The organism is Mucilaginibacter sp. PPCGB 2223 (assembly GCF_001705515.1).
In the GTDB taxonomy this organism is placed as follows: Bacteria; Bacteroidota; Bacteroidia; order Sphingobacteriales; family Sphingobacteriaceae; genus Mucilaginibacter.
In genome coordinates, this window is record NZ_MDJS01000003.1 from 596,276 (window position 1) to 610,735 (window position 14,460).

Here is a 14,460-nt window from a genome sequence, read left to right on the forward strand (position 1 = left end):
CTTATTTATCCACAATTACGAATGAACCCTTAGCTCCTGGGATGGAACCCTTAACAACCAACAAATTTTGCTCCGGATACACTTTAACAACCTGTAAGTTTTGAACCTTAACACGGTCGCTACCAGTGTGGCCGGCCATACGCATACCCTTAAATACGCGCGAAGGCCACGATGAAGCACCTAACGAACCGGGGGCCCTCAGGCGGTTGTGCTGGCCGTGAGTTTGCATACCCACACCATTAAAACCATGACGTTTAACAACACCCTGAAAGCCTTTACCTTTTGAGGTACCCACTACGTCAACATAATCACCTGTTTCAAAAATATCCACGGTAACGGTGTCACCCAGATTTTTTTGTTCTTCAAACGATTTGAACTCAACAAGTTTACGTTTTGGAGTAGTGCCGGCTTTTTGGAAGTGGCCTTTTAACGGGGCCGAGGTGTGTTTGTCTTTTTGTTCACCGTACGCTAACTGAACAGCAGCGTAACCGTCTGTATCCACAGACTTCACATGTGTTACTACACATGGACCAGCTTCGATCACAGTACATGGGATATTTTTCCCTGTCTCGTCGAATATACTGGTCATACCTACCTTTTTACCAATTATTCCTGACATTTTCTTTTTAGTTTTTGCCCATCGAAGCAGTAGGGCTTCGTTCAAGGCATTTGTAAATCCCCCGAAAGGGACGGCAAAGATAGGAATGTTATATTAATTATCAAATAGTTAGTAGTTTATTTTTTTGAGATTTATTATAAAAGTAAATGGGAGAAGTAAAAAGCGGATAAGAACGAACGATGGAAAAGCTAATATTCTATTTATCAGCAGGTAAACCTGTGATGTATATTATTTTGATTGACTATAATCAGTTTTATAACGGTGGCATATGGTTTAAATAGATACACCGAATATTTCGGATTACGATTTAGCTTTGAGATGAAAGGGTAGTATCCATTTTTTGGCAATAAGTGTTTAAAACTATTTTAGATATTGCTTATTTGGGTGTTGCCTGCGGCCGGGCCATACGCTTATACTGCACAGGCATTAGCCACAGGGCCGGTATCCGCTTCTGTCCCTAACGCGGACTTTCGGGGTTCGAAGTACATTCTTCTTCCCATCTTTCGGACTTGCGGACTTTCCGGACTTTCGGACTAACTCCAGACTTTTTCCTATCTTGCCTTAAAATACGTTAACTGATGAACAAATCTATCTTAATGGTAGCTGCCCTGCTATTGGGTTCGGCTATAACCAGTGCTCAAACGCTCTCGCTCCCACCCGAAGTACAAAAAGCTTATGATAACGATACCCGTGCCAAAAGCGGTAAACCCGGTAAAAAATACTGGGAAAACCATGGCCGGTACGTGATATCCATCAGCGCCGCCCCGCCCGACAGGACAATTAAAGGTGTGGAAACCATAACCTATTTCAATAACAGTCCGGATGTGCTAAAACAGCTGAACATGAAACTCATTGTAAACGTACACCGCGCAGGCCTGCGCGGGCGCGCGGGCGACCCTGCACAGGGTATCAGCATCGATGAGTTTAAAGCCAACGGCGCCAACGTAGCCTGGGACAACAACGCCGATACCACCACCAACCAGATGATCGACCTGCCCAAGCCCCTGATGCCGCACGATTCGGTAAAGCTCAACATCAGCTGGCACTATCAACTGTCACGTGGCCGCGGCAGAGATGGTGCCATCAACCCCAGCACTTTTTATTTGGCTTACTTTTACCCAAGGGTATCGGTATATGATGATTACAGGGGATGGGATACGCAGCCGCATACCGGCGGCCTGGAGTTTTATAATGACTTTAACGACTATACCCTTAACGTAACCGTACCTAAAAACTTTATTGTATGGGCCACCGGCGACCTGCGCAATGCCAAACAGGTTTTACAGCCCGCGGCATTGAAGCGTTATGAAGCATCGTTAAAAGGCGATTCGACCGTCCACGTAGCCGCCGCGCAGGACCTGGCCGATAAAACCGTCACCGCCCAGAATGCGACCAATACCTGGACATTTACCTCGACCAATATTACCGACGTTGCCACCGCCATCAGCGATAATTATAACTGGGATGCTGCCAGCGTTTCGGTGAACGATAAAACCGGGTACCGGGTTAGCGTACAGGCTGCCTTCCCCGACTCTTCGCAGGATTTTCACCATTCGGTACAGTTCAGCCGCTATGCATTGGGCTGGTTTTCGCGTAACTGGCCGGGTGTGCAATACCCTTTCCCAAAAAGCACCGCGGTACAAGGTTTTGCAGATATGGAATACCCGATGATGGTGAACGACAGCCACGAAAAAGACCTGGTTTTTGCCGAACTGGTGCAGGACCATGAACAGGCCCACACTTACTTTCCTTTCTACATGGGTATTAACGAAAGCCGTTACGCCTTTATGGATGAGGGATGGGCGACAACATTAGAGTACCTGATAGGTATAACCGAAAAGGGTCAAAAAGCTGCCGACAATTTTTACAAGTCGTTCCGGGTTACCCGCTGGATACATGCTAATCACGACAAAGAACAACCGGTTATCACCCCTTCGCCTGATGTTACCCGTGCAGGCGGGGGCGGCGATAACGCTTACGGCAAGCCATCCATGAGCTACCTGGCCTTAAAGGATATGCTTGGTGATGATTTGTTCAAAAAAGCACTGCATACTTATATGGATAACTGGCATGGCAAGCACCCTATCCCATGGGATTATTTTAACTCGATGAGCACCGGCAGCGGTAAGGACCTGACCTGGTTCTTTTATAACTGGTTCTATACGCCAAGCTATATCGACATCGCGCTTGATAAAGCCGAACCGGCAAAACAAGGCTACCTGCTCAGCATCAAAAACATCGGCGGCTTTGCCATACCTTTTGATGTGGTTGCTACCTATGCCGATGGCAGTACCGAACGCTTCCACCAAACACCAATGGTTTGGGAGAAAGATCAAAAGCAAACAACCATTACCGTCAAGGCAACCAAGGCCCTTAAATCTTTAACACTGGAAACCGGCATTTATATGGATGCCAACGAAAAAGACAATGCCTGGATAGCTCAATAAACCCAATCGCAATGAAAAAGCTTCAATTACTTTTAGTGGTATCAACCGCCATTGTCGCGGCAAGCTGCAAACAAAAACCTGCCGGGCACGACAGGCTTGCAGGCTCCGGCCGGAGCCTAAAAAACGGCTGGATATACGTGCACCTTCAGGGCTCGCCGGCCGATATTGGTTATCAGCATGGCTACCTGCTGGCGCCCGAAATTGATACCCTGATCAAGGTGATGAAGTATTACCTGCCTTACAGCAGCAAAAAGGATTGGGATTTTTACCGTTCGGCATCTGCGCGCTTTTTATGGAAGAAAGTCGACCCTGAATACCAGGCGGAGATCAGGGGCATCGCCGAAGGCTTACAAGCTAAAGGCATGAAGTACGATACCCTGGATATCACTGCACTGAACGCTTACATTGAGCTATCGAGCTACTATGTACCGCAATTGATGGACAAACTAAAACCTGGCAGCGGCGATAACAAAGCCCCGGGCAATTGCAGCGCATTTATTGCTACGGGCAGCTATACCAAAGATCACAAGATAGTAATGAGCCATAACAACTGGACGGATTACATCATTGGTGAGCGCTGGAATGTGATAGCCGACATTAAACCCGAAAAAGGCAGCCATATTTTGATGGACTGCCTGCCGGGATTTATCCATAGCGGCGACGATTTTTTAGAAACCAGCAGCGGCATTTTGATCACCGAAACCACAATCACCCAGTTTAAAGGTTTTGATACCACCAAAACGCCCGAGTTTGTACGCGCCCGCAAAGCTGCACAGTACAGCAATAATATCGACGATGTGATCCGCATCATGACCACTGATAACAACGGCGGCTACGCTAACGACTGGCTCATAGGCGATACCAAAACCAACGAAGTTGCTAAGCTGGAGCTCGGTTTAAAGGACTGGCGGGTATGGCGATCGAAGGATACGGCCATTATCGGCAGTAACTTCCCCAGCGATCCGAAACTGATCAAAGAGGAAACAACTTTTAAAACCGACCTGAAAACCTCATCGCCCAATGCGCGTAAAGTGCGTATGCAGCAGCTCATTGATCAGAACAAGGGTAAACTTGATGCAGAAAATGCAAAAGTTATTGAAGGTGACCGGTTCGATGCCCTGCAAAACAAAACCGCTAACAACCGCTGTGTAATTAGCGGCCATGTGGATGAGGATAAATTTGGCTGCGCCGAGTGGGACGAGCCGCCATACTTCCCGATGGGAGCAGTACAAAGCAAAGTCACTACCAGCGAAATGGCCAAAAAGATGACCTTGTGGGCGCATATGGGTCACCCCGACGGGCAGGATTTCCTGGCTGCGCCTTTTTTCAAGGCTCATCCGCAATTTGCTTACCAGGGTAAGTTTCTGCACGATATGAAGGCATATCCGTGGACTGTTTTCTCAGCTACTGAAAAATAATCCTGTTCAACTTCAATTTACCTCCATAGCTGCCGTATGATTTTTATATTTACGGCAGCTATTGCCCTTATTACATGACTTTATTGAACACTCTTGGCTGGGATAACCGCCAAACTACCCGGCAGAACATTTTCAGCGTATGCTGTTTCCTGCTCATCATCACTACCTTTTTTACTCATCTCACCTATTTCAGGCATTTTGGTTACAAGGTTCAGCCTACCGAGATTTTGTTTTTGCTCACTATCCCTTTTATACCTTATAAAGAGGTGTGGCAATATCAATGGCGCGAAAATGCAATGCTGATCAGACTGATAGTGATCTATCTCGCTTTTGATCTCACAAGTTCGGCATTAAGCCACCGTTCAAGCTCGATAATGGAAAGTTTTGGCCGCGTATACCTCGGCGTGCTGTTTTCGATATTAAGCTACCGTTTCAGTTTACTCGATACCGACGACCTTATCGAAAAAATTACACGCATATTTTTTCTTGGTGCTGTGCTTACTGCCCTGATTGCCGCCTACGGTTACCTGATGATTACCATCGGCCGGCCAACAGAAACCTTAATGTTTTTTGATCATTATCCCTACTTCGGTCGTTTGTACAGGTTACGCAGCTTCAACATCTACCCTTCCCTGTTCATCAGTATTATTACTTTGCCGGTATTGTACCTGGTCGCGGTTTATAAAACCAGCAAAGTAAAGAACCTGGTGGCCATCGGTTTAGTATTGCTGTTGATCTGCACTGCATTGACACTATCGAAGTCGATACTATTGATTACCCTTGGCCTGGTAATTTTTGCATTAAAGTGGGTGGGCCATCTCAATAAAGGAACATTCATCGCAGCAGCGGTTATTTTCATTCTCTCGATTGTGACCTTCACCCATGTTATCATTGTAAAAACAGGATCAGACGAAGAGAAGAAAGTATTGCCAACTTATTTCACCTCGAACAAAGTAGTAGCACAGATAGCCGGGTACGATCTGTTAGAGACAGATTATCTCACCCTGAAACGCACCGAAATAGACTTGTTCCCCAAACACCTGCTCTTTGGCGTAGGCACCGGCAATTTTAATCTGGAAGTGCAGAAGTATAAAAATCGTGGCCTCTTCCCCGAAAAATTCTCTAACCTCGATCCGCATTGTACTTACATGGGCGCATTGGTTGAGGACGGTTTGTTTGCCTTTATCGCCCTGCTGGCTATTTTCATTTATATTTTCAGGCTATTTACCAAACGCGCGGACTTGCTAAAAAGCGACTTTATACTTGGTCTGTTCCTGATCTATATCACCTTCCTGATCGACGCTATAGAGACAGACATTTTCAATTTCAGGCATTTATGGGTGTTTTTGGCGCTGGCTGTGGTTTGTTTGCAGAAGGTGAAAGTTCAGGAAAAAGTTTTACATAAATAGGTTCCTGAACCATCTGCTTATTTCAAATTCTGGGTTTTACTCCATCAACCTCCTGATCAACTCGGCACTTTGCACTCTGCCCTGCTCCAGCCTGTCGCCAAAAAACTCCTTCACCTGGTTAAAGTGCTCCTTATAACCTTTCATATCGCCATAACCGATGATAGACGACCATTCGCGCACGGCCGAATGAAACTCCAGATCATCACCGCGGATGGATTTATCGTACAGCGCTGCTTTGATTGATTCCTCTAACAGTTCATCGTTTTTGAACAGGTACTCGGCTATACCTAAGCGCAGGCGGAATGGCGGCGTTTGGCAGATGAGGTTATCATACGGGTTTACGCCTAAATGGTACCAGGCATCAACCATGCTCAATAAGCTTAGGTGTGAATTGGGCTTGCGTTCGGCAGCATGGGCCGAAAGCGAGAATTCGCGCATCACGCTATCATTCAGCAAAATGGGCTTGCGGCTTTCGTGGAAAACAAAATCGCGTGCGCGGTAAATGCGCTCCCTGAACTCGGTTTCCTGCTCCTGTATCATCAGCTTGAACAGTTCCGACTCCGACACGGCATAACGCTTCACCTGCTGACGGGCATAAGGGTTCAATATCGCTAAACCGGCATACACGTGGGCCTTATAGCTAAATATCCGCAGCGTGGTCAGTATTTTCACGTTATCGATGCCGCCGATATAGCTGCCGTTCTCCCACGGAAAAAAACCGGCTTCTTTCCAGGCGGTGCCCATGCTTTCGAAACCCACGTGGGTAACGGCCTGTGTATCGGCTACGATCTTGTCGTGCTCGTGGTAATCGGGTATCTCCACAATGTCCGATCCTATCGCTGTAAAAATATCCAGCATTTGCTGGTACACTTTTTCATTGCTGCGATGCGGGATGATGGCCAGCTTTTGCTTATCGGGAGCAAAGCCCGGGCCGTGCAGGGCATGGATGGTTACAATGAATACATCATCGGGCAGATATTTTTCAAATGCTTCGATCTCGGGTGTTTTTACCGATGTTTGCCCGGCAATAATAGCCCCGGGTTTGGCCGATGGGCCGTACTCAGCCACAACCTGCACGATCGTCTCAGCCTCAACCGAATAGATGATCAGGTCGGCCTTTGCCGAAACCTGGTGCCCGTCGTTCAGTACCTTGATGCCGAGAGGCGTTAGTTCTTCTACGAGTTTGTCTTTATACTGGGGCATATCGCAGCCGTAAACACTATAGCCAACTTTGGCAAATGCTTTGGCGTATAACTTACCCATATCGCCTAATCCGATGATACCGATATTCATGCGGCTAATATAGGGATGAGGCCTGATATTTGCGGATACATTTGATATTTGGTTTTTATAATCGGAAATTAGCCTAAATGTATTAAGTTTGATCTATACACCATTATATCTGGTATTATGAATAGAGTATTTAGCCTGTTGTTCAGCCTCGTATTATTCGGAACCTGCCTTAGCACCTTCGCACAGGATACTACAAAGCATACTGTGAAAAAGCCGCAAGGTATCGTTGTACCATCAGAGTATCACCCGGTAACGCGGCCAGGTTTCAAACATCTGGGCAAAAACTATAAAAACTATAAGAGAGACTCTACCCTGAAAGCGCAATCTACTACAGCCATACACCCCGATACCGCCAAAACACCGGTAAAATTACCGCCTGCGCAACCCGCTTATGTCGATAATACGATTCTGGGCCAATACAACGCCCTGAACAAAAACCTTGGCGGATACGAAAGAGGCATCGTCGGCGCCTTCTACCGTAACCTGATGGATACGCTGAACACTGCCCGCAAAGCACTGAAAGATTCGAGCGCGAAGTTAGCCGAACAGACCAAAGCCATGGCGGGACTGCAGGCAGGTACCGCGGCTAAAGAGCAAAGCCTGGCCGAATCGATAAGCAAGGTAAACCAGATGAGCTTCATCGGCATACCGGTAGCCAAAACCACTTTCCAATACATTATGTGGGGTTTGGTAGTTGTGCTGGCGGGCGCCGCCATTACCATCTATTCGCTGTCGGGTGCTACCCGTAAAGAAGCCGCATACCGTACCCAGCTTTACGAAGAACTTGAAGAAGAATACAAAGCCTACAAAGTAAAAGCCAGCGATAAAGAAAAGAAACTGGCCCGCGAGTTGCAGACCGAGCGCAATAAGCTGGATGATTTGCTGGGGAATAAGTAAATAGAATCAGCAGTCAAGAAGCAAGAATCAAGACCGTTTACCTGCGTTAGCGATTGCAGCGGATACCGGCCTCGTGGCTAATGCCTTGTGCAGTATGAGCGGAAAGCGCGGGCCGCAGGCAACGCCCTAAAGCAACACAACTAATATATTCGCAATCAATGGCAATAGTAAATCTTTTGGATTATAAAGAGGATATTAAGAATTTCATTTTATCCACTTTTGACAAATTCAGCGAAGAACAGTATCGTCCATACGTTATGGGCATCTATAGTTGTCCTTGGAGTGGTTGGGTTTCACTACACTTTAATATTACGAAAGATGCTCCAATGGATAGCTGTGTTGACTTTGAATTTGTTGAGTATGGCTTTATATCTTTTGAAGAATGGGAAGAAAATACGATGATATTTGGCGATTCAGAATGGCAAGACGCCAACGGGAAACTTCTACTCAGAAAATGGGGAGATGGCGATGAAATTTTAAATAAATTGTTTTTTGATTTCTTGAAATTAATAGTTTCGGAAATAAAACAAATAAAAATTCTACCCTTTGTTTTTATTCAAATGCTGGACAGTGCCTACAGCGAGCTTATCAAATAGAAGCACCACCAACATAAAAAAAGCCTCCGAATACTCATTCGGAGGCTTTTATTTTTGATTAAAATCGCAGCTACTTACACTTTGATCTCAACTTCAACACCGCTTGGCAGTTCCAGTTTCATCAGCGCGTCAACTGTTTTCGAGTTTGAGCTGTAGATGTCTAACAAACGTTTGTAAGAACATAGCTGGAATTGCTCACGTGCTTTTTTGTTCACGTGCGGTGAACGCAAAACAGTGAAGATTTTCTTTTCAGTCGGCAGTGGGATCGGCCCGCTTACCACAGCACCCGTAGGTTTTACTGTTTTTACGATTTTCTCGGCAGATTTGTCTACCAGGTTGTAATCGTACGATTTCAATTTGATTCTGATACGTTGGCTCATGTTATTTGTTTTAGGATTTCACCGATTTACCGGTGATTTCACTGATTTAAAAATACCGTTGTAAGAGCTATTTATTACAACGATGTTATTTATTCTTTAAGATTACACCGACTTAGTTTTGATCACAACGCAATCGGTGTAATCCTCTTCAAAAATCGGTGCAATCAAATAATATTAGTCGATAGCAACTTGCTTACGGCCTTTGTTTTTAGCAACAACCTCGTCCTGTACGTTGCGTGGCGCTTCGGCGTAGTGGTCAAACTCCATGGTTGAAGTTGCACGGCCCGAAGTGATGGTACGCAATTGTGTTACGTAACCGAACATCTCGCTCAGCGGTACCTGTGCTTTGATCACCTGTGCACCGTTACGGGTGTCCATACCTTGCAGCTGGCCACGGCGACGGTTCATATCACCGATCACATCACCCATATTTTCTTCAGGGGTAAGGATCTCGATCTTCATGATCGGCTCGAGCAATACCGGTTTACATTTTGGCAATGCTTCGCGGTAAGCGGCTCGACCGGCAACCTCGAACGATAAAGCGTCCGAATCGACAGCGTGGAACGAACCATCAATTAAGCGAACTTTTAAACTGGTTAATGGGTAGCCGGCAAGCACACCGTTGTCCATAGCCGATTTAAAGCCTTTTTCAACCGATGGGATAAACTCGCGCGGGATAGCGCCACCAACAATCTCGTTCACAAACTGTAAGCCTTCTTTTCCTTCATCGGCAGGCGATAAGATAACCTGGATGTCGGCAAATTTACCACGGCCACCGGTTTGTTTTTTATAGGTTTCGCGGTGTTGTACAGAACCGGTGATAGCCTCTTTATAAGCTACCTGCGGCGCACCCTGGTTAACCTCAACTTTAAACTCGCGTTTTAAACGGTCCATCAAAATGTCCAGGTGCAGCTCGCCCATACCGCTGATAACGGTTTGGCCGGTATCCTGGTCGGTTTGTACGCGGAAGGTTGGATCCTCTTCGGCCAGTTTGCCCAAAGCAATACCTAATTTATCAACGTCGGCCTGGGTTTTAGGCTCGATAGCCAAACCGATAACCGGGTCAGGGAACACCATCGATTCCAGAACGATCTGGTTCTTCTCATCGCAAAGGGTATCGCCAGTTTTGATATCTTTAAAGCCCACTACCGCAGCAATATCACCTGCACCTACGTTAGGGATAGGGTTTTGCTTGTTAGCGTGCATCTGGAAGATACGGCTGATACGCTCTTTGCTTTCCGAACGCATGTTGTAGATGTACGAACCTGCTTCCAGGTTACCCGAGTAAACACGGATAAAGCACAGGCGGCCCACAAACGGGTCGGTAGCAATTTTAAATGCCAAAGCGGCAAACGGCTCTTTTACATCTGGTTTAACCAATACTTCCTCGCCGGTATCGGGGTTAGTACCCACAACACCTTTCGAGTCAACCGGCGATGGCATCAATTCCATCACATAGTCGAGCATGGTTTGTACACCTTTGTTTTTGAACGACGAACCGCAGGTCATCGGCACGATCTTACCGGCCAAAGTAGCCTGGCGTAAAGCGTCCAACACTTCGCGCTCGGTTATAGTTGTCGGATCATCGAAGAATTTCTCCATCAGGTGATCGTCAAACTCAGCAACGGCTTCCAGCAATTTCTCTCTCCACTCGTTCGCTTCTTCCAGCATATCGTCAGGGATCGGCACTTCGGTAAAGGTCATACCTTTATCGTGCTCATTCCAAACTATACCACGGAAGTTGATCAGATCAACCACACCTTTAAACTGGTCCTCAGCGCCGATTGGCAATTGCAACGGGATAGCTACGCTGCCCAACATTTCTTTTACCTGTTTTACCACGTTCAAAAAGTCGGCGCCGCTACGGTCCATTTTGTTAACAAAGCCAATACGTGGCACATTGTAGTTGTTAGCTAAGCGCCAGTTGGTTTCTGATTGAGGCTCAACACCGTCAACAGCCGAGAACAAGAACACCAAACCATCCAATACACGCAGCGAACGGTTTACCTCAACGGTAAAATCCACGTGTCCGGGGGTATCAATAATATTTACGTGGTAATTGTGGCCACGGTATTTCCAGTTTACAGTGGTAGCAGCCGAAGTAATGGTGATACCACGCTCCTGCTCCTGTGCCATCCAGTCCATCGTAGCGGCACCTTCGTGCACCTCGCCGATTTTGTGGCTAACACCTGCATAGTATAATATACGCTCGGTTGTAGTTGTTTTACCGGCATCAATGTGCGCGGCAATACCGATGTTCCGGGTGTACTTTAAGTCTCTTGACATATTTTTATTTTTTTGGATTTCTCCGATTTGTTTATGATTTCACAGATTTTTTATCTGACTGATCTTAGCGATTCTTTTTAATAATTACACCGACCTCCTGACCCTGGTTGCACTGACTAAATCGGTGAAATCAAAATCAAAAAATCGGTGAAATCAATAATTAAAATCTAAAGTGCGAGAACGCTTTGTTGGCCTCGGCCATTTTGTGCGTATCTTCTTTCTTTTTAACTGCGGCACCTTCACCTTTCGAAGCCGAAATGATCTCGCCTGCTAATTTTTCCATCATGGTTTTTTCGCCGCGTTTGCGTGCGTAGCTGATCAACCATTTCATACCCAGGGCAATTTTGCGCTCCGGGCGAACTTCTGTAGGCACCTGGAAGTTGGCACCACCCACACGGCGGCTTTTCACCTCTACCGATGGCATAATGTTGTTCAAAGCTTTTTTCCAGGTATCCAGGCCGCTTTCGCTGGTTTTTTTCTCAACCAGGTCAACAGCGTTATAGAATATCGAGTACGCGGTCGATTTCTTACCGTCGTACATCATGTTGTTTACAAACCTTGTTACCAAAGTATCGTTAAACTTTGGGTCAGGAAGGATGATTCTCTTTTTTGGTTTTGACTTTCTCATTGCTATCTATCCTCCTTAATTATTTCTTTTTGCCTTTTGCCGGTGCAGCTGCTGCCTGACCTGGTTTCGGACGTTTAGTACCATATTTCGAACGGCGTTGGTTACGGCCCGCAACACCCGAAGTATCTAATGCACCGCGGATAATGTGGTAACGTACACCCGGTAAATCTTTAACCCTGCCACCACGGATCAAAACGATCGAGTGCTCCTGTAAGTTGTGACCTTCGCCAGGGATATAGGCGTTAACCTCTTTACCGTTTGTTAAACGCACACGCGCAACTTTACGCATGGCTGAGTTTGGTTTCTTAGGGGTAGTGGTGTACACACGGGTGCACACGCCTCTTCGCTGTGGACAGCTGTCCAACGCTGGCGATTTACTCTTATCAACCAGAGCTACTCTACCTTTTCTAACTAATTGCTGAATAGTAGGCATTGTTTCCTTTTAATGTTTTGTTTTACCCGCATAGTTTACGGGACTGCAAAGGTAGAAACTTTAAATTTGATTTTCAATAGGTTGGGTAAATTATTTTTGCGTTGAGTTGTAAGGTTGAAATGTTTGAAGGTTTGAATGTTACAGTGATGTTACCGGAGTGTAAAGTGTGTTGTTTTAAGGTTTCTCTCCGCACGTCATTGCGAGGCACGAAGGCAACCGAGTAAAGCGAGTTTATGGATACCGATAAAAAACAAATCATAAATCCATAATCCCCGACTTACAGAGCGGCCCTGCAAGTTTTCCCACAAGCCAGGAGGCTTGCAGTAGCAGAGGCCGTTAGTTATGATGCGGAAAAGATCAATTAAAATTTAGTCATGCTGAACTTGTTTCAGCACCCCATCATACAAAGGAACTATGCTAATCATTTTTTAATTTTGACTTTTATTTGAATTTAATAGGGCGTTGCCTGCGGCCCGTGCTATCCGCTCATACTGCACAGGCATTAGCCACGGGCCGGTATCCGCTCCTATCACTAACGCGGGCTTCACGTAATTATCATTTTCATAACGCGTCCTGACCTAAACGTCATAAATACATGGGTATTTATGGGTATTTTCACTATATTTTCAGCGGACCATTATCAAAATTGCAACAAACAAGCCTCGCGCTATCTTTAAATATACGCAAAACACCGCAAATAAGCAAATTGAATTCGGCGGCAAACACCTCTCAACAATTGCTGGTCATTTCGATAGAGCATAGGTAGGAATGTGTAGAAGGGGCGAAAGAGAAATCTTCTGCTACAGACCCGCTTTGGAGCAGAATATCTCTCCTTAGGTCGAGATGACAAGGTGAAGATAATTTAATTCCGACTCACAGAGCGGTCAAGTTCCCTACAAGCAACAAGGCTTGAAGAGGCGGGGGTGGGAGACCATTTCAAGTTCTTTTTTTAGAATTACTTAATCCTACACTGTTATAAACTTTCCCGTCATTCATATTTAATACTATATCTAAACGACGATCTCTTTTTTTGAAACTATCTTTTTTACCGACCACCGCCCCATTAGGTGTCAGTAAATAATTAAATTTCCACTTACCTTTCGTAGTAAGTATAAATTGGATTTTCTCGATTTCAAACTTGGATCGATAAAAATCAATTTCCTCTATCATCGCTTTTAACTTATTATCTTTTAAGGCTTTGATTATTAAATCATGATCTGAAGTCTTAGCTATTAACTCTATATTGGGAATGCCATTTATTTGAAAAACAACAAATGGGGGTCTGTTGGATGATGCTCCATGGCTAAAAGCTGATATTATTGTTCTTGAAATAAATTGATAGAAATCTTCACCTTTCTCTACAAGCACTTTTTCAGCTTTATCAGCTATTTTTTTACCGATTTTTTTTGCCAAAGGTTTTATAATATGATAGATTATAGCCGATTGGCCAACTGTAAATATTATTTCAGGAGTTGACGCGTTTGCTTTCCTCAAATGCTCTGTACCAATAAAAGGGTAATTTAGTGCCTGTGTCTCCTGTAAAAACAAGTTATAATGCTTATCACTTATAAAACTATTTGGATCTACAGCAACTATTGTTTCAGTAGGAATCTCAAGATCAATTTCTATAAAAGGATATCCTTCTTTAAAAGACTCCATTAACAATGTATTATCCCATGGCACTTCCTCACGATAATCATATGGTTTATAGTCTGCTTCGAGGTAATAGTGCTCGTCGCGTTGAACAATTTCAGCATTTATCAACTGTCCAACAGGTGGGAATTCTTTGTTATGATCTACGCCCCATCGAAGTTTTTTGTCTGAGTTTATTGTATCTTTCATCCTAATCAATGCCTCTAAAGACATTTTGTCTTTATGGCTATCAACATGAGTAGTACTCATTATTCCTCTCTTAAGGTCTTTTTTGTTAATCATATAAAAAGTACTGTTATTATCTCTAAAATAATAAATTTCCTATCCTGACACAAGTATATCATCATTACTTATACAATTGTCGACTTATCTCATTTGTCAATTAAAGCATCCTCATTAAC

12 protein-coding genes are annotated in these 14,460 nt (G+C 45.0%); 5 read left to right on the plus strand and 7 right to left on the minus strand.

The features are described 5' to 3' along the window. Window position 1: 1 nt before the first annotated feature. Window positions 2-619 carry a 50S ribosomal protein L3 gene (gene rplC, locus BEL04_RS17365; RefSeq protein ID WP_066006256.1) on the minus strand — a complete coding sequence of 206 codons (618 nt, stop codon included), beginning with the start codon at window positions 617-619 and terminating at the stop codon, window positions 2-4. 578 nt (window positions 620-1,197) lie between these two features. Between rplC and BEL04_RS17370 the strand changes: the two genes are divergently transcribed. The 3 genes from BEL04_RS17370 (at window position 1,198) to BEL04_RS17380 (ending at window position 5,893) form a co-directional block, all read left to right on the plus strand. After that, entirely contained in the window at window positions 1,198-3,066 is a 1,869-nt protein-coding gene (locus BEL04_RS17370) for a M1 family metallopeptidase (protein ID WP_066006048.1), read from the plus strand. 11 nt (window positions 3,067-3,077) lie between these two features. After that, complete coding sequence (locus tag BEL04_RS17375; protein ID WP_066006049.1) at window positions 3,078-4,484, plus strand: C45 family peptidase; 1,407 nt, start codon at window positions 3,078-3,080, stop codon at window positions 4,482-4,484. Between the two features lie 74 nt (window positions 4,485-4,558). Beyond that, window positions 4,559-5,893: an O-antigen ligase gene (locus BEL04_RS17380; protein WP_066006050.1), complete on the plus strand. Its 1,335-nt coding sequence runs from the start codon at window positions 4,559-4,561 to the stop codon at window positions 5,891-5,893. Between the two features lie 36 nt (window positions 5,894-5,929). Here the strand turns inward: BEL04_RS17380 and BEL04_RS17385 are convergent, their stop codons facing one another. After that, the gene (locus BEL04_RS17385; protein WP_066006051.1) at window positions 5,930-7,186 is read right to left on the minus strand and encodes a prephenate dehydrogenase; all 1,257 of its coding nucleotides are present in this window, start codon (window positions 7,184-7,186) and stop codon (window positions 5,930-5,932) included. A 117-nt stretch (window positions 7,187-7,303) separates the two neighbouring features. Between BEL04_RS17385 and BEL04_RS17390 the strand changes: the two genes are divergently transcribed. Further along, window positions 7,304-8,083, plus strand: a complete 780-nt coding sequence (locus tag BEL04_RS17390) for a DUF4199 domain-containing protein (protein ID WP_066006052.1) — start codon at window positions 7,304-7,306, stop codon at window positions 8,081-8,083. 158 nt (window positions 8,084-8,241) lie between these two features. Next, window positions 8,242-8,679: a hypothetical protein gene (locus BEL04_RS17395; RefSeq protein ID WP_066006053.1), complete on the plus strand. Its 438-nt coding sequence runs from the start codon at window positions 8,242-8,244 to the stop codon at window positions 8,677-8,679. Window positions 8,680-8,753: 74 nt separating this feature from the next. Here the strand turns inward: BEL04_RS17395 and rpsJ are convergent, their stop codons facing one another. The 5 genes from rpsJ to BEL04_RS17420 form a co-directional block, all read right to left on the minus strand. Then, a complete protein-coding gene (rpsJ, locus tag BEL04_RS17400; RefSeq protein WP_040627320.1) occupies window positions 8,754-9,059 on the minus strand; it encodes a 30S ribosomal protein S10 in 306 nt (101 codons plus the stop codon). Between the two features lie 174 nt (window positions 9,060-9,233). Further along, window positions 9,234-11,345 carry an elongation factor G gene (fusA, locus tag BEL04_RS17405; RefSeq protein WP_066006054.1) on the minus strand — a complete coding sequence of 704 codons (2,112 nt, stop codon included), beginning with the start codon at window positions 11,343-11,345 and terminating at the stop codon, window positions 9,234-9,236. A gap of 160 nt (window positions 11,346-11,505) precedes the next feature. Then, complete coding sequence (rpsG, locus tag BEL04_RS17410) at window positions 11,506-11,973, minus strand: 30S ribosomal protein S7 (RefSeq protein WP_066006055.1); 468 nt, start codon at window positions 11,971-11,973, stop codon at window positions 11,506-11,508. 19 nt (window positions 11,974-11,992) lie between these two features. Next, window positions 11,993-12,406: a 30S ribosomal protein S12 gene (gene rpsL, locus BEL04_RS17415; protein ID WP_002993550.1), complete on the minus strand. Its 414-nt coding sequence runs from the start codon at window positions 12,404-12,406 to the stop codon at window positions 11,993-11,995. Window positions 12,407-13,342: 936 nt separating this feature from the next. Further along, entirely contained in the window at window positions 13,343-14,308 is a 966-nt protein-coding gene (locus BEL04_RS17420; RefSeq protein ID WP_139113084.1) for a hypothetical protein, read from the minus strand. Between the last annotated feature and the right edge of the window lie 152 nt (window positions 14,309-14,460).